Below are 16,124 nucleotides of genomic sequence, written 5' to 3'. Positions count from 1 at the left end.
ATTTCCTTTCTTGGTTAACCGACAATAATTTTACCGACAGGATTTTTGAGCTTTCCGTTATGCTTGGACTGTGCCACCGCCATAAAAACTGTCAGGCTGCCCACGCGCCCCGCGTACATTAAAAGAATTATTGCAATTCGGGACAAGGCTTGAAGCGTAGGCGTAATCCCCACGGTGAGCCCCACCGTGCCAATGGCGGACAGTGTTTCAAATGCCGCCGCGGTCAGTGACTGTTCCTGCGCACACAAAATCAGAATCCCTCCCACCGTCATAGCAAGATAGACTGTCGCACCGCAGAAGGCGCGGCGTATGGCTTCTGATTCCAGCCGGAAGTGAAACAAATTTACATCATCCCGCGCTCTGAGCTGCGCCAAAATGGAAGCGACCATCACGGCAAAGGTTGTCACCTTGATGCCGCCGCCAGTACCGCCGGGTGCAGCACCAATAAACATCAACAGCATGGTGACAAATTTGCTGCCATCCGAGAGAGAAGCGATATCAAGACTGTTAAACCCTGCTGTTCTCGGGGTGACCGATTGAAAGAAAGCCGACAGCATCCGCGTACCCGGATTCATGGAACGCATCGTTCCGTTGTATTCCAGACTGACAAATGCGACGGTCCCAATCAGCAGGAGCGCCAGTGTGGAAAAGAGCACAGCGCAGGTATGCAGATGCAGATTTTTAAAGTGAAATCGGCTTTCTATCAGGTCGTTCCACACGACAAATCCGATGCCGCCTGCAATAATCAGCCCGGCAATGGTGAGGATGATGAGAGGGTCGTCATAAAAGCTTGTCACCGAAGAAAATGGCAACCGTACGCCCATCAGGTCAAAGCCCGCATTGCAAAATGCGGACACAGAATGAAACACGGCAAACCATAAGCCTTGACCTGCCCCGAACATCGGGACAAAGCGAATTGCCAGAAGCAGTGCGCCGATTCCCTCAAAAAATGCGGTGCCGATCAGCATCCGCCGCACCAGCCGGACCACGCCTCCCACCTGCATAGAGCTGACGGCCTCTGCCAGCAGAGAACGCTCCCGCAGGCCAATGCGTCTGCCGACAGCAAGGGAAACCAGAATAGCAACCGCCATAAACCCCAGCCCACCGATTTGAATCAACAGCAAGATGACAGCCTGCCCAAAATAGGAAAACTGCGTCCAAGTGTCGTAAACCACAAGGCCGGTAACACAGGTTGCGGACGCGGAGGTAAAAAGCGCGTTCAAAAACGGAATCCCCGCACCGTTCCTGCCGGCGACCGGTAAGCTTAAAAGAAGTCCACCGATTAAAATAAGCATTGCAAATCCAAAGGAAAGAATTTGCGTGGTACTCCATCTATTGGTATTCATTTGCTGATTCCTCCCAATTCTGCCAGCAGGAGGTCAACGGATTCCTCCGCACCAAGAAGTCTGCTTACGCCCATCGTCTTAAAGACTCCTTGCAGTTTTGGCGCGCTGCACCGCGCAATCATTGTAATTTCAGGATCTGCTTGCTTGGCCATATGACAGAGCGCCAGATTGTCGCGGTCATCCTGCGATAAAGCAAATAGAGCCGAATACAAGTCATCCTTCGGAAAAATAGGATCTGTGATAATCTTGTACTTCATTCCGATCTTATGTATTTTCTCTTCGATTTCCGGCGCTCCATAGATAAGTATGCCTTGATTTGCTCGCCCCCGCGGGCTGTCGAGGATTCCGCCCCTTTCTATAAAAGTATCCAGGCGCCGCATGACAAAAAAGCCAAGCACAAGCAGTCCGGCGGTAGTGAAACCCAGCAAAATCGTCATGCTCCCGCCTCCTTTCCGTATTACAATAACAGAAAGAATATAAGGATAGTGCTCTCTTTTTCAGGGCGGTATTCTTTTTCTATAAAGGAAGCGAGCGATGCACAAGAAGGTTATACCATATGCTAAACGGTGAACTCACGGTCCTGTTCAGGCGGCTCTACGAGGACAATGTGCTGGGCTGTATGCTCAACGAATACTTCCGACTGCTCTCCTCTAAGTATACCACGGAACAGGCGGAACTCAGGAATAGGCTCCCGAAGCTGGCGGATAAGATCCACCGAAACCGGTAGAATTTACGCTATTGCAAGGAACATGGGAGTCATCTCTCCGGTCCCGCGCTGGGCAGGCCGAAGAAGGGCAAATCCGCGATAAAACACAGAATTTTCTGGACAAATGTGAGCGTGTGGAAGTGGAGCGGCGGTTCAGCCTGACCAAGCGCAAGTGCGGCCTGAGACTGATTACGACCAAGCTGCGGGAAACCATTGCCACAGCGTTGCTATGTCCATTTTGATGCTGAATCTCAGAGGTATCATGAGAGTTAAACTCCGCATGAGATTTACTGAGCAAAAAAGAACGCCAAGCGCACCCCTGTTGCCGGGCGTGTACGCTTGGCGCTTTTCATGTTCGCTACTATGATAGAATCCAGCAATAGATTCTCCATATCCGCCCTCACCCAGAGCTTGAAAAATGCGCAAAAAGGTTTCGTCATCCTGCCATTTGCAGAGAGCGATTTTCGGATCGTTTTTAAAAGCGGCATCAGATGCCCCGTTGGGGAAAGTGGCCGCTCAGAATCTTGGGTCCGCCATCAAAAGTTTTCCTGTGCGTAACGGGCCAATTCTTCCCGGAAGTCAGGGTGTGCAATGGAGATCATTGCGTCTGCCCGCTCTTTTAAAGAAAGACCCGACAGCTTGGCCACGCCGTACTCTGTCGCCACGTATTGAATCATGCTACGCGGTGCGGAGACCACGCTTCCGCCGGAGATAAAGGGAACAATGCTGGACTTGAGCGTCCCATCCTTCTTCTTGTGTGCAGCGGCCAGACAGATAAACCCTTTTCCGCCCTCGGAGCGAAATGCTCCTTCCAAAAAGTCAAGCTGACCTCCCGTGCCGGAAAGCTGGCGGCTACCTGCTGATTCCGCGTTCTCCTGACCCATCAGGTCCAACTCCACGCCGCCGTTGATGCTGATGAAATTCTTCATTCTGCACATCCGATCCGGCGCATGGACAACATCCACATCGCCGGGGGAAAAGAGATAAGGCTCCTGCTCCAGCCAGTCGTATAGCTCCTGAGAGCCCATGGCCAGATTCCATGTGGAGCGCCCGGTGTCAAGCTCCTTTCGGGCATTAGTGAGCTTTCCGGCCTTGTGAAGCGCCAGAAACGCGTCGCTGATGGTACCGGTGTGACAGCCCAAATCCTTTAAATCAGAATCCGCCAGCAGCTTAGCCACGGTAAAGGGTACGCCGCCCACCCCCAGAGACAGCACCGCACCGTTGGGAATTTCTGCAACCACATGCTTTGCAATTTCCACATCGATCGGAGACGGCTCCCGATAGGTGCGCAGAGGCAGGGGTTCGTGCTCGCCTTCCACAATATAATCTGCCTCCGACAGATGGACCCTGTGGAACCCGTTCACGCCCTGAAGTCTTGGCAGATGCTCGTTGATTTCAAAGACCACCGTTCTGGCGTTTTCAAAAATGGTCCGCCAAGCGTAGTTGGAAATACCCAGACCGCAAAAGCCCTTGTCGTCCGGCCGGGAAATGGGAACAAACGCCGCATCCACCCGGATATGACGGCGGTAAAGCTCCGGAAGCTGGCGCAGAATCATGGGCATAAAGCGGCACAGGCCCCGGCTTTGGAGTTTGCGCTCGTAGTCTCCGATGTGCCAACTGTAATAGGTGAAGACGGACTGCTCGGGATCCTGCTCAACCACCTCAATGCGGGGGCGAATCACCAGACCGCCCCGGATTTTCACATCCCGCAGTTCGGCCTTCTGTGCCGCCAGCGCCCTGTCCATCAGATCCGGAAAGCCTGCGCCGAACCCATAGTCCACCCAGTCTCCCGACTGCACCGCCCGGGCGGCAGCCTCCTCAGGACTTACAAATTTGCTCTTGTAATCTTCCATCATCGTTTCCGCTCCCATATGCAGTAATTTACTTCAAACAGGTATCATAAACATCTTCTAAATAAACGCGTTGTGCCTGCTCTGCGGGGCCTCCGCCCCACAAGATTTCCGGCTGCATTGGATATACGCTCAATTTTATGCACAGTATCTTACCGTCCAATTAAGGCCCTTACGGAAACGTCCGGCTTTAATAAGCCGGACGTTTCCTGATGTGAAGGCAAGGCTCAGTCGGCCCAAATTTCTTCGTCGGTGGGGACATACATGGTGGGAACCTTGTAGGAAATACGGCTGACATTCATCAGGTGATAGAACCACAGGTTCTCGCTGATGGCATTGTTGCCCCAAGTGCCGCAGCCCAGCGTGGTGGTGGGATTCAGGCCATTGTCCATGGCACCGCCCAAAGCCGTGCCGCCCACCTGATTCACCGCGTACCGGGAGACGTTGATCACCTCGGGGACAGCCTCAATATGGGCGTCGGTGTTGGAGTGAATCACCACGCTGTGGCCGATGCCCTCCATTTCCAGATTGGCGCGGGCAATTTCCATGCACTCCTCCCAGGTGTCGTACAGGAACAGTGCCATAACGGGAAACAGCTTTTCCTTTGCCAAAACGTCGTCGTGGGCGTACCCCTTGGTGCAACTCAGAATGACCTTGGCGTCGGCAGGCACGCCCTCTAGCCCGGCCAGTTCAGCCATCTTCTGAACGCTGGCGCCGGGCCAGTTCTTGTTCAGCATCCCGTCAGGGAAGCAGCTGTTGCGCAGCTTTTCAGCGTCAGCTTCGTTGTCAATGTAGTAAGCGCCGTTGGCCTTCATGGCGGCAATCATCTCGTCGGCCTTCTCCCGGGGGCAAATCAGGTTTTGCTCGCAGGTGCACAGCACGCCGTTGTCAAAGATGCGGCCGGTAATCGCCATCTTGGCAACCTCGTTGAGGTCCACATCGCGGTCCACCAGCACCTGCACGTTGCCCTGACCCACGCCGTAAGCGGGCCGGCCGGAGGAATACGCCGCCTTAACCATGCCGGGGCCGCCGGTGCAGATGCAAAGGTCCACAACCGACATCAGTCCCGCAGACAGTTCCACGGTGGGCTCAGGGATAATCTGAATCAGATTCTTGGGCATTCCAAGCTTGTCCAGCTCTCCGATCATCAGCTCGGTGGTTCTCACGCCCACCTTTCTGGCCCGGGGATGGGGGCAGATGATAATGGCGTTTCCGCACTTAAGACTGCACATGGAATTGTGCATCAGCGTGATGACGGGATTGGTGGTGGGCGCAATGCAGCCAATAACGCCGATGGGCTTGGCCACCTTCATAATGCCGGTTTCCACGTCCCGCTCAATGATGCCGCGGCTCTTTTTGTCTTTCATCCGCCACCAGACGCTCTTGGACTTGTTGCGGCACTTTTCGATTTTGCTTTCATAATTGCCCATGCGGGTTTCATCCACAGCCATGTGGGCAAGCTCCACGGCATTGTCATAAATGACCTTGCCAATGGCTTTCACAGCCTTGTCCACCACTTCCTGAGGATACTTCTCAAACTCCTTCTGCGCTGTGCGGGCGGCAGCAACCAGAGACTTCAGATACTCCTGTGTGTCCATTTTACAATAACCTCCAACATAATTCCAGTAATTTTTTATCAGCCCTTCAGCGCAGCGGCAATAGACTCGTCAATGATCTTAAAGGCGGCGTCCAGCGTGCCCTCGTCCACGTTCAGAGGGGGAATCAGGCGGATGTTGTTCTTATCGGCACCGCAGCTCAACAGCAGCAGATTGCGCTTCAGCGCCTCGGTAATCACGGATGAACACAGGGTCCCATTGGGCGAATTGCCCTCGGGGTTCACAAATTCCATGGCGTTCATCAGGCCCATGCCGCGGACGTCGCCAATGACGCTGTATTTCTTTTGCAGGTCATGCATCCTTGTGCGGACGATTTCGCCCATCTTGCGGCAGTTTTCCAGAACGCCGCCTTCGAACAGCTCTTCCATCACAGCCAAGGCCGCGGCGCAGGAGACGGGGTTTCCGCCGAAGGTTCCGCCGTGAGCACCCTTGCCCCACTTGTCCATGATTTCACTTTTGCCGAATACGGCGCTCAGGGGCAGTCCGCCGCCAATGGCTTTGGCAGAGGTGAAAATGTCGGGCTCGATGCCCAGTGTCTGCCATGCGTACAGATCGCCGGTGCGGCCAAAGCCGGACTGAATCTCGTCAAAAATCAGGAGAATCCCGTGCTGTTCGCACAACTCACGGACATACTTCAGCCACTCCACGGGAGGAACGACATAGCCGCCCTCGCCCTGAATGGGTTCCATGATAATGGCCGCCACCATGGAGGGGTCCACGATCTTCTTGAACATGTCATCAAACTGGGTGAAGTATTCCTTGGGGCACTTGCCGTCCTTCATCTGATAGGGCGTGCGGAACAGGTAAGGATACTCGGCAAAATACACGCTGGGCATCAGAGGCTCGTAATTTTTACGGTAAGCGGCGTTGGAGGTAGTGATGGTGGCGGTGGCCATAGTGCGGCCGTGGAACGCATTCTTCATGGAGATGATGACCGGGCGCTGCGTGGCATATTTCGCCAGCTTCATGGCGCCCTCGTTGGCCTCGGCGCCGGAGTTGGAGAAGTACAGCTTGTACTTTCCGCCGGTTTTCTCAATCAGCTTTTCCGCCAGCGTGGTATAGGGCTCGTAATACAGGATGTTGTGCCCGGCGTGGACCAGCGTGTGCAGCTGCTTTTCAGCGGCGGCAATCACCTTGGGGTGGCAGTGGCCCAGAGCGTTGGTGGCGATTCCGGAGGCGAAGTCCAGAATCTTGCGGCCTTCTTCTGTATACAGATAGCAACCCTCGCCTTTTACCACGCAGGGGGTGGATTTATCGTGCATGGCCATGGGGGGCATCAGGGATTGAGCTCTCTCGTGTTGTGTCATAATAGAATCTTCCTTTCTGATTTTTCCAGTCTCACAAGACAGTTTACCTGCTTTGATGATTTACCAACTTTCCTTTATTGTAAGCAAAGGCCGGTTGGATTGATTGTAAAAAATGAAGCTTCCCCAGTCATTGTCTTTCTGGTTTCTGTTTCGTTTTTTTGTCTTCCGCGGGCCACCCGCATCTGACGTGCTCCTTGCCGACGGGCCTTTGGGAAAGCGGCGCGGGGGTCTGATGGCGGCCGGGTTTTTTATACAATTATACCCACCTTGGTTTTGCACACCTGATCCACAAAAGACTTTGGCGTCAGGGAGGTGTATTGCTTGAAATCCCGGATAAAGTGGGCCTGGTCGTAATAGCCCAAATCGATAATGACATCCATGAGATTGGTAGTGTCCAAATAAGTGATTGCGGTTTGCGCACGGATGATATCGGAATATTTTTTCATGGAAACGCCGAAGCAATATTTAAAGATGCTGTTGAGATACTGCTGGCTGTATCCCAGCGATTGAATCATGACGGATACCCGTGGGGAGCCGGGCGTTCCTACAATCAGCTTGACTGCGCTGCTGGCAATCCTGTTGACAGGAGCAACCTCCTGCTCACCGAAAAAACGGTTTGAAAGTTCAATCATTTCAGAAAAACAGGTCAGCTTGCCGAGACGGCGCTCAAAAGAGGATATTTCCAAAAACTTAGACAGCGGGACACGGCACCCCACCAAATCGGTAATCTTTTTCTGCAAAAATTGAAACTGAACGCCGGGATGCAGCTTCATCCCGAAGCAGCGCTGATATGTGCTGATGTTCGACCTTTTTCCCTGAAGAAAGCTTCCGCAGACATACCCACGGCACTCGCTGTTTTCCCAGGTAAATTGAATGTCCACACATCCGTCCGGGATGGCCACAATATCCTCCTGATGGGGGTTTTCAATCAGATAGAATTTTTCAAATATTGGGTCGCCCAACAGCGCTTCCCGATATGTAATTCGGTGATTGTTGATATAGAAGGTCTTAAAGTTCATACCTCAGCCCCCAGCATGGGGATTGTCTCTCCTCCCTCCGGAATAATCAACAGGAAAGGGTCTTCAAACTTTGCCAACGCCTGTTCTAGCGCCTGCTGCAAGGCCGCCTGCGGACGATGGAACATCCGTCCCCGTTCACACTGCTCCGCCGTCAGCCCATCGCTAACCAGCGTCACATGGGCATGACGGACCATCCGCCCCATGCTGACCCCGACAGCCATAGCCAGCAGGTCTTCCCCTGTGTCGCCGGATTGGATGCGCTTTTGCAGCGCGTTCTTCCCGTCCTCCATGGCCATATAGTCAAGCATCTGCGGATGGGGGCCAACGCCCTCTTTGCATTCCGCCAGCAAAAGAAATTCGCCGCCCGTGCGAAGCACGCTTGTGGGACCGTATGTGGCCTTGCCGCACTGCCAAAAATCCATATGAATCGGATAGGCCGACGAGAGCACCACATCGGGCCGCTGTCCCACCGGAACGCCATATAGTTTCTGGGCGGAGGACACGGCCTTGCGATGGGCCTGAATATAGTGCCCCGCAGAAACGGAATATACGGCTGCGTCTTCACCCAATACGGTGTTGATAATGTAATGCAGCCCGATATTTTGGGTCCACTTCTCCACAGCCAGACGGACCGGGCACTCCACCATTCCCAAGAGAATTTCATCCCGCAGGCCCTGCATTACATGAAATTCGGATACGATGTCTGCCGATGTAATACCCGGATAGAGAATCTTGGCTCCCCCGCTCCAGCCCATGCATCCGTGAGGCACAACGCTGCCGATTCCAATGCGGAAATCAGCCTCCATTGCGGCTTTGAAAACGCGAATCGGGGTCCCCAGCGCGCTGACCCCCACTTGCGTCAGCAGCGCTGGGTTTTCAAACTCGCTGTTGAATACCCGGTAATTCTGGCACACGTCTCGTCCCAGCTTGGCGGTCATTTCTTCCGCGGTCATGGGGCGGTGGCTGCCCAGTGCCATGATGATAAAGATGTCCTCCCGACGGACACCGGCGCCCTCAAGCCGGGGAAGAAGCGCTTTTAAAATGAGGGCCACCGGCGTCAGGCGGGTATTGTCGTCGCTGATGATGCAAATTTTTTGCTCGGGCTGCACCAAGTCCTCGATTCGGGGCGCTCCTGCCGGGTGATTGAAAGCCTCCTGTATGAGAACTTCGGGATCGGCGGTTTGCTCCGCTGGATTAAGGCGGGCATACTGGAAACGGATATGGTCCGGAATTTTGACCGTATAGCGGTTCTCTCCGCAGCGCAGCGTCACTTCTCTTTCTTTCACCGACCGATTCACCACCTTAATTTTTAATTTTTCTAATTCCCCGAAAACATCAGCGCACGAATTGAGTTACCACTACCACCACAATATCTAAAATCAGAAAAGCCCAAACCCAATTAAGATGTATCTGTTTTACTTAAATGACGGCACCGCACAATCCGGCATCAGCGAATTGTGCGGTGCCGCTTCAAATTAAAAAATGCGATACAGCTTAACTTATGATATAAAGGCCCCTGTTACAGCAGCCAAACCAACAGCATGGAAATCGGTTCAATAAAGGCAATTAGCAGCAGGCAGACCAGCATGGCTCCGATAAATGGAATTGCTGCCTTGGAAACGACTTCAATTTTCAGCTTGGCTACGGCGGAGGCGACAAACAGGTTGACGCCGTAAGGGGGAGTCACAAATCCGATGGCCAGCGCCACGGTCATCATAATGCCGGAATGGACGGGGCTCATGCCGATTCCTGTGATAATAGGCAGGAACACAGGAGTGAGAATCAGGCAGGAGGAAATGTTGTCCACAAAGCAGCCCACCACCAGAAGAATTGCAATAATCAGCAAAATCAATGCCCACTTGGAGGAAATAGCGCCCAGCAGAACACCGGCAACCTTGCTGGGAATCTGCTCCATGGCCAAATAAGAGGCAAATGACATGGAGAAGCCCAAAGCCAAGCCGGTAAAGCCGTTCATGTCGGCAGTGGAACGGTAAGACTCCAGCACGATTTTCCAGGTCAGCTCATGGTAGACGAACTTACCCACGATTAAAGAGTAGACCGTGGCCACCACGGCGGCCTCGGTGGGCGTGAAAATGCCGCCGTAAATACCACCCAGAATAATGACGGGGGCCATCAGCGCGGGCAAAGAGTCCAAAAAGGTCCTCAAAAAGCTCGCTTTTCCGTTCTGACTGTGCTCGGAGCCTTTGTAGCCCTGCTTTTTAGAGATAATGTAGCACACAATCATCAGGGCAATTCCAATCAAAATGCCGGGGATAAAACCGGCCTTAAACAGGTCGCCCACGGAAGTGCCGGAAGCAACACCATAAATTACGAAGGGAATCGAGGGGGGGATAATTACGCCGATGGTACCGGCGGTTGCAGTCAAGCCGGTGGAAAATCCCTTGTCATAGCCGCGCTTTTCCATCTCCGGAAGCATGATGGATCCCATGGCAGTGACGGTTGCCGGGCCGGAGCCGGAGATCGCCGCAAAGAACATGCAGCCAATGATGGTCGCCATGCCCAGTCCACCGGTGAACTTTCCCACGGCCGCGTCTGCCATGTTGACAATTCGCCGGGCGATTCCGCCTAAGGCCATCAGGTTTCCGGCCAGCATAAAGAAAGGAATGGCGATCAGCGTAAAGGAATCCAGACCGGTAAATGCCTTCTGGGCCACCATGATGGGACCGATATTACTGGTTAAAACAAGGGTCAGCGAGGTGGCCACGCCCAGAGATACGCCAATGGGCACGCTCAGCATGACCAGCACGAAAAACACGCCGAACAGCAGTGCGATATTCATTCCGCAGTTCCCCCTTCCGTCTTGCGCAAATATTTAATTGTATGCTCAATCAGACGGACACTCATCAGGACCATGCCCACGGGGATGGACATATAGCAGATCTGCATGGGGAGACGAAGGGCGGAGGACTTCTGACCGAAAGAAGCGATGGCATGGACCGCACTTACGCCCTGTATCATAACAAAGACTGCAAATCCGACCCAGACGATTACAACAAATACTTCAAGCACCTTCTGGGCCTTTTCGGGCAGCCGGTCCTTCAGCATGGTGATCCGCAGGTGGCTTCCGTTCCGGGCGGCATAGCTCACGCCCACCCAGGTTTGCCACACATAGAGATAACGGACCACTTCCTCGGACCAGCTCAGAGAATTACGAAAAACATAGCGCATGATCACCTGAAAAAAAATCAAACCTGTGCTGATAATCAGTGAAGGGATTAGGAAGAATTCCTCCAAGTGGTCCCAGACCTTTAGAAGTGTCTCTTTCATTTTTAAATGCTCCCATCTCATTCGGCCGACTAACTGCTCTTAGAGTCCGCCGCCGTACTCGGTTCAACACAAGAGGGGCAGAGGATGCCGGAAAGCATCCTCTGCCCCCCGCATGACGATCAATTTGGATTAGGCTGATTATTTGTCACGAATGGCAACGGCCATATCATAAATTTCAGGGTCCATCAGGCTCTTAATGCCGTCCTGCTCCCACACACTCTTGGCGGCCTCGCGGAAACGGTTTGTTTCGTCCTCGGAAAGCGTGTTAAACTGAACGCCCGCATCAGCCATGGTTTTCGCCAATTTTTCCTCCATTTCGGTGTTCAGGCGGCGCTGATTCTCCATGGCGTACTTGGCGCCGGCGTCCACAACCTGCTGCAGATCCTCGGGCAGGCTTTGCCAGAACGCCTCGGAAAGAACCATGCCGTTTGCGGCATAGATATGGCCGGTGTAGGTGTAGTATTTCTGTACTTCATATAGCTTGGCGGTGTAGGTCAGAACAACACCGTTGTCCTGGCCTTCCACAGCGCCCTGCTGCAGACCGGTATACAGCTCGCTGAACGCCATGGGAGTGGGGTTGCAGCCAAGAGCGGTATAAGTAGCAATGTTCACGGGAGACTCCATCACGCGGATTTTCATGCCCTTGATATCCTCCAGTGTGTTGATGGGACGAACGCTGTTGGAGATATTGCGGAAGGCATTTTCGCCGTAAGCAAGCAGGCGCATGCCAATATTGGGAAGATTTTCGGCAAGCTTTGCGCCAAACTCACCATCTAGCTGGGTATAGGCGTCTTCCTTGCCGCTGAACAGGAAAGGCAGGTCGCACACAGCGTAGTTGGGTTCGAAATTGGCCAGCGTGGACATGGGGCCAAAAGAGCACTGGACGGTGTTTAACTGCAGAGCCTCGTACAGCTCTCGGTCTCCGCCCAAGACGGAGTTGTTCTGGACCTCAACCTGAATACGGCCGCCGGATTGTTCTTCCACATAAGGCTTGAAGTATTCCAGCAGAGCAACACCGGAAGCGGAGTCATCTTGGACGGTAGAACCCACGATCATTTTGAACGCGGGGGCATCGCCGCCTTGGGAGGCGGAACTCTGGCTTCCGGAACCGCCGCTGCCGGTTCCTCCGCCGCCGCAAGCCGCCAGGCTTAGCATCATCGCACAGGTTAGGAGCGTCGCAAAGATCTTTTTCATGTTTCGTCAATCCTCCTCAATATCTTCTTTGGCTTCGGTCCCCCCTCTGATCTGCATAAGCTGCGCTGAAAACAAGCTGATATGGCCCGGACGGGCAGTGTCATCCGATACGCCCTGGCCAGTCGGCATTCCCTCGCTTACACAGCGGAAACGGGGCCTTTTGAAAATCAGATAAACCGTTTGGAGGCTGCCCGCCTGTTCAGCTTATCCGGATCTTCACATATCAAAATGCGCGCTTGCTTTTGGCTGTTCGATTCATTCTCATACTAGTGTACAGTACTCTGTATACAAAGATGCGCAATACCAATGCCTTTACAATTCCATGGTAAATCGCATCTTATTTTTAACACACGTCGTATTCTTATGTCAATAGTTTATTGCACGCCTCTTGCTTTTTTGTTTAGTTTATACAAGACTGATTAAAATTTTTTTCTCTTCTCACTTTATTTTCTGATGCTGGGCAGGCGGATTTTTCGTAATATAGAGACACGCAGCTTCTTCATATTATAATCATGTTGTAAAATATATCCTAATATTAAAAGCTGATCTGCGTTAAATTGTGGATAGCGCACATATAAGGGCTGGGAAAATTTTTTTGCCCTTGGGTTGACAAAGCTAACTGCCATGGTCTACAATGTAGTCGTTCATTCTCTGTATACAAAGTGCAAAGTCTAAAATGTCAATACGCCATGGTAGTGTCATACTTCAAATCCATCTATTATTTTATGAGATTAGGAGGCACTTCTACCATGCAGAACTACCCGTTTTATGAGGAAACGCTTGCCTTGACCAAGGAGCTTGTTGCAATTCCCAGCCTGAACAACTCCACCGGTGAGCGTGATGTTGCGGAGTATATGGCCGCTTGGCTGCGCAAGCTGCCCTACTTCCGGGAGCATCCTGACCAGATCGTGATTCAGCCCCTGAAAAATGACCCGTACGGACGGATCAATGTGGTGGCCATTGCCTTTGGTACCAGAAGCGACAGCAAGAAGACAATTATTCTCCACGGGCATCACGACACGGTTGGCATTGATGATTTTGGCTCTATCAAGGAATTTGCGTTTGACTGTGACGCGCTGCCGGAAAAAATCAAAGCAATTACCACCGATCCTGATGTTCAGGCTGATATTGAGTCCGGCGAGTGGATGTTTGGCCGCGGCGCTTCGGATATGAAGTGCGGTGATGCGGTCAACATGGCCCTGATGCGCTACTTTACCGAAAATCCGGACAAATTTGACGGCAACCTGATTTTCATGACCAATCCTGTGGAGGAAAATCAGCACACTGGCATTATTGAGTCTCTGGACGTTCTGGAGGAGCTGAAGGTCAAATACGGTCTGGACTATGCAATGGCCCTAAACACCGATTTTATCTCTCCTGCTTACCCCGGCGACACCAGCCATTACTTCCATGCCGGCGCAGTGGGAAAAATTCTTCCCTGCTTTTACATTATCGGAAAGCCCACTCACTCCGGACAGGGCTTTGACGGGTTCAGCGCTTCTATGGTGGCTGCTGAGATTGTCCGCAATATGGATATGCGCGCGGAGTTCAGCGACGTATACAATCACGAATATGCCATGCCCCCCACCGTCCTGAAGCTGAAGGACCTCAAGCCCTCCTATGACGTTCAGACCGCGTTTTCCGCCTTTGTCTATTTCAACTACTTCATTCACAATATGGAGATAGAAGACATCTTCGCCCGCCTGTGCAAGGTGGCGGAGGATGCCCTGAAGACGGTGGATTCCTATACAGACGAGCAGAATAAGATTTACTGCAAGATGACCGGGATGACATATAAGAAGCGCGAATACAGCCTGAATGTGATGGATTACAGCCAGCTTCACGCAAAAGCTATGTCGGTCAAGCCCGACGTGGACGCCGATCTGGATGCCATCACAAAAGAGGCGCTGGAAGCGAATATGGATCGCCGGGAGCTGTGCCTGAAGATGGTGGAGCATCTTGCCACCGTTGTCAGCATCAACACCCCCACCGTCATCTTGTTCCTCTCCCCTCCCTACTGCCCCCGCAACACTCTCAAGCGCGAGGTGCCCGAGGAAGCCGCGCTGCTGGACAGCGTCACCGGCCTGCTTCAGGAAATTGGCAAGGAAATGGGCGAGGATCTGAAAATGATGCAGTTTTTCCCCGTCCTCACCGACAGCAGCTATTTGAAGCTGGATGACACGGACAGCTCGGCGGAAACGCTGATCAGCAATCTCCCCAATATGAAGGGACACTACAATGTTCGCTTGGATCAAATCAAGCGCCTGAACATTCCGGCCCTAAACTTCGGCTGCCACGGCAAGGATGCCCACAAATGGACCGAGCGTGTCCATAAGGAGTATTCCTTTGGGAAACTGCCGGTCATTATGCTGCGTACTTTGGAAAACTATTTGATCGAAGGTTGATCTCGTGATTCCGCGCTGATGGGCGCTGCTGTGCTGTCGTTGACTAAAATATGAAAAGGAGCGGTTCATTTGTCATTAGCTCCCCTGAAAAAAAGTGAAACACTGTCTAACAAGGCGTATCAGGTGATACGGGATGCGATTGTATCCAGCCAGTTTGCGCCGAACGACATTCTGATAGAGGAAAAGCTCAGTGCAGAGTTATCTATCAGTCGGACGCCGATCCGTACTGCCCTGCACCGTCTGGTGGAGGACGGACTGGCAAAAGTCCAGGGAAAGAGTATTGTCGTATCTCCCCTCACCGAAGATGATATTGCCGACATCAGCCTTGTGCGTCAGTCCGTTGAGCTTTTAGTCATAGAACAGTTGAAGGATAAAGCAACGCCTGCGCTGATCCGAAAGCTGCGCGAAAGCATTGACTGCCAGAAACGGTCCCTGATGTCCAGCGCATCTGATTATCTGGAGTATATCAATCAGGATTATATATTCCACACCACACTGGCCCGGGGTACGGAGAATCGTTTTCTTCTGGACCTGACGGAGCGAATCAATACCCATAGCAACCGCTGCCTGATGCTCAGCTCCACGTTGGGTACTTCCTTTGAGTCGGCGACGCGGGAACATGTTGCCATTGTGGACGCGCTGGAAGCGAACGATTATGAAGCAGCCTATCAGGCCATGTACAATCACTTACAGCGGATCAAAAATCGTTATATTTTGCGGACGACGCAGCTCGAAGAGACAGATTAAAAGGCAGCGTCAAATGCGGCGTTTCTTAAAGACAAGGTGCACCGGAGCGCAATGGCTGCAAATACACAAAAAATGATGGCTGCGGGAAGTTTCCCGCAGCCATCATTTTTTTTCATACTGACGCAAGACGCAAACGCGACAGCATAAAAAAACAGCAGGGCGGACAGTTTTAACTGTCCGCCCTGCTTATAGAAATTATACCGGGGCTACTGTTCGCCCCCATGATGCCACTGCAAAAGCAGAAGAAGTCTGTTTGACAGCCGAAAACGGGACCAAAGTTGCTGAAATATCCAAACAAAAATAAATCCAGACGCAAAAAGGCGCCCGCAAAAGCGGACGCCTCATTCTTAGCCCAGCTTATTCAGCTTCAAGGTCATTGCGCTCTTGCGGTGCGCAGCCGTGTTCTTGTGCAGAACGCCGCTGGCAACAGCCTGATCGACTTTCTTCACCGCGACTTTGTATACGCCATCGGCCTCGGTGCGATTGCCTTCTGCGGCAACGGCCTCGAACTTCTTGATGGCGGTCTTCAGCTCGGATTTTTCGGCCTTGTTGCGAGCGTTTTTCGCTGCGGAGACCAAAACGCGCTTCTTGGCAGACTTGATATTCGGCAAACCAAACACCTCCTTTGGCAAATTAAAAATCTGGA

At 52.6% G+C, this 16,124-nt stretch carries 14 protein-coding genes; 3 read left to right on the top strand and 11 right to left on the bottom strand.

Features of this window, described 5'->3' with window-relative positions:
• Nucleotides 1-14: 14 nt before the first annotated feature.
• Complete coding sequence (locus tag RTU96_RS04595; protein ID WP_312635214.1) at nt 15-1,346, bottom strand: TrkH family potassium uptake protein; 1,332 nt, start codon at nt 1,344-1,346, stop codon at nt 15-17.
• Entirely contained in the window at nt 1,343-1,783 is a 441-nt protein-coding gene (locus tag RTU96_RS04590; protein WP_312635213.1) for an NAD-binding protein, read from the bottom strand. Before RTU96_RS04590 ends, RTU96_RS04595 begins: the two co-directional genes overlap by 4 nt.
• A gap of 119 nt (nt 1,784-1,902) precedes the next feature.
• Between RTU96_RS04590 and RTU96_RS04585 the strand changes: the two genes are divergently transcribed.
• Nucleotides 1,903-2,073, top strand: coding sequence for a hypothetical protein (locus tag RTU96_RS04585; RefSeq protein WP_312635212.1), 171 nt, complete (start codon nt 1,903-1,905; stop codon nt 2,071-2,073).
• Between the two features lie 515 nt (nt 2,074-2,588).
• Here RTU96_RS04585 and RTU96_RS04580 read toward each other — a convergent pair.
• From RTU96_RS04580 to RTU96_RS04545, 8 genes are all read right to left on the bottom strand, one after another.
• Nucleotides 2,589-3,908, bottom strand: a complete 1,320-nt coding sequence (locus tag RTU96_RS04580) for an acetyl-CoA hydrolase/transferase C-terminal domain-containing protein (protein WP_312635211.1) — start codon at nt 3,906-3,908, stop codon at nt 2,589-2,591.
• Nucleotides 3,909-4,129: 221 nt separating this feature from the next.
• Nucleotides 4,130-5,500 (bottom strand): aldehyde dehydrogenase family protein, encoded by a 1,371-nt coding sequence (locus tag RTU96_RS04575; protein ID WP_312635210.1) that lies wholly within the window; start codon nt 5,498-5,500, stop codon nt 4,130-4,132.
• Nucleotides 5,501-5,538: 38 nt separating this feature from the next.
• A complete protein-coding gene (locus RTU96_RS04570; protein WP_312635208.1) occupies nt 5,539-6,825 on the bottom strand; it encodes an aminotransferase class III-fold pyridoxal phosphate-dependent enzyme in 1,287 nt (428 codons plus the stop codon).
• A gap of 248 nt (nt 6,826-7,073) precedes the next feature.
• Nucleotides 7,074-7,844 carry an AraC family transcriptional regulator gene (locus RTU96_RS04565; protein WP_312635207.1) on the bottom strand — a complete coding sequence of 257 codons (771 nt, stop codon included), beginning with the start codon at nt 7,842-7,844 and terminating at the stop codon, nt 7,074-7,076.
• Nucleotides 7,841-9,130, bottom strand: a complete 1,290-nt coding sequence (gene larA / locus RTU96_RS04560; RefSeq protein ID WP_312635206.1) for a nickel-dependent lactate racemase — start codon at nt 9,128-9,130, stop codon at nt 7,841-7,843. The genes RTU96_RS04565 and larA overlap by 4 nt, the downstream gene beginning before the upstream one ends.
• A gap of 233 nt (nt 9,131-9,363) precedes the next feature.
• A complete protein-coding gene (locus RTU96_RS04555; protein ID WP_312635205.1) occupies nt 9,364-10,644 on the bottom strand; it encodes a TRAP transporter large permease in 1,281 nt (426 codons plus the stop codon).
• Entirely contained in the window at nt 10,641-11,132 is a 492-nt protein-coding gene (locus tag RTU96_RS04550) for a TRAP transporter small permease (protein WP_312635203.1), read from the bottom strand. The genes RTU96_RS04555 and RTU96_RS04550 overlap by 4 nt, the downstream gene beginning before the upstream one ends.
• A gap of 138 nt (nt 11,133-11,270) precedes the next feature.
• A complete protein-coding gene (locus RTU96_RS04545; protein ID WP_312635202.1) occupies nt 11,271-12,326 on the bottom strand; it encodes a TRAP transporter substrate-binding protein in 1,056 nt (351 codons plus the stop codon).
• Nucleotides 12,327-13,075: 749 nt separating this feature from the next.
• Between RTU96_RS04545 and RTU96_RS04540 the strand changes: the two genes are divergently transcribed.
• Nucleotides 13,076-14,731 (top strand): M20/M25/M40 family metallo-hydrolase, encoded by a 1,656-nt coding sequence (locus tag RTU96_RS04540; protein ID WP_312635200.1) that lies wholly within the window; start codon nt 13,076-13,078, stop codon nt 14,729-14,731.
• A 69-nt stretch (nt 14,732-14,800) separates the two neighbouring features.
• Nucleotides 14,801-15,478: a GntR family transcriptional regulator gene (locus RTU96_RS04535; RefSeq protein ID WP_312635199.1), complete on the top strand. Its 678-nt coding sequence runs from the start codon at nt 14,801-14,803 to the stop codon at nt 15,476-15,478.
• Nucleotides 15,479-15,825: 347 nt separating this feature from the next.
• Here the strand turns inward: RTU96_RS04535 and rpsT are convergent, their stop codons facing one another.
• Nucleotides 15,826-16,089, bottom strand: a complete 264-nt coding sequence (gene rpsT, locus RTU96_RS04530; RefSeq protein ID WP_293008924.1) for a 30S ribosomal protein S20 — start codon at nt 16,087-16,089, stop codon at nt 15,826-15,828.
• Between the last annotated feature and the right edge of the window lie 35 nt (nt 16,090-16,124).

Source organism: Oscillibacter sp., from assembly GCF_032018205.1.
GTDB lineage: Bacteria > Bacillota > Clostridia > Oscillospirales > Oscillospiraceae > Oscillibacter.
This window is presented reverse-complemented; position numbering and strand designations above follow the sequence as displayed.

Coding starts and splice junctions, on each gene's coding strand:
- RTU96_RS04585 (WP_312635212.1), top strand. CDS start 1,903: ATGCTAAACGGTGAACTCACGGTCCTGTTCAGGCGGCTCTACGAGGAC.
- RTU96_RS04580 (WP_312635211.1), bottom strand. CDS start 3,908: ATGATGGAAGATTACAAGAGCAAATTTGTAAGTCCTGAGGAGGCTGCC.
- RTU96_RS04590 (WP_312635213.1), bottom strand. CDS start 1,783: ATGACGATTTTGCTGGGTTTCACTACCGCCGGACTGCTTGTGCTTGGC.
- RTU96_RS04570 (WP_312635208.1), bottom strand. CDS start 6,825: ATGACACAACACGAGAGAGCTCAATCCCTGATGCCCCCCATGGCCATG.
- RTU96_RS04565 (WP_312635207.1), bottom strand. CDS start 7,844: ATGAACTTTAAGACCTTCTATATCAACAATCACCGAATTACATATCGG.
- RTU96_RS04555 (WP_312635205.1), bottom strand. CDS start 10,644: ATGAATATCGCACTGCTGTTCGGCGTGTTTTTCGTGCTGGTCATGCTG.
- RTU96_RS04550 (WP_312635203.1), bottom strand. CDS start 11,132: ATGAAAGAGACACTTCTAAAGGTCTGGGACCACTTGGAGGAATTCTTC.
- RTU96_RS04540 (WP_312635200.1), top strand. CDS start 13,076: ATGCAGAACTACCCGTTTTATGAGGAAACGCTTGCCTTGACCAAGGAG.
- RTU96_RS04575 (WP_312635210.1), bottom strand. CDS start 5,500: ATGGACACACAGGAGTATCTGAAGTCTCTGGTTGCTGCCGCCCGCACA.
- RTU96_RS04545 (WP_312635202.1), bottom strand. CDS start 12,326: ATGAAAAAGATCTTTGCGACGCTCCTAACCTGTGCGATGATGCTAAGC.
- RTU96_RS04595 (WP_312635214.1), bottom strand. CDS start 1,346: ATGAATACCAATAGATGGAGTACCACGCAAATTCTTTCCTTTGGATTT.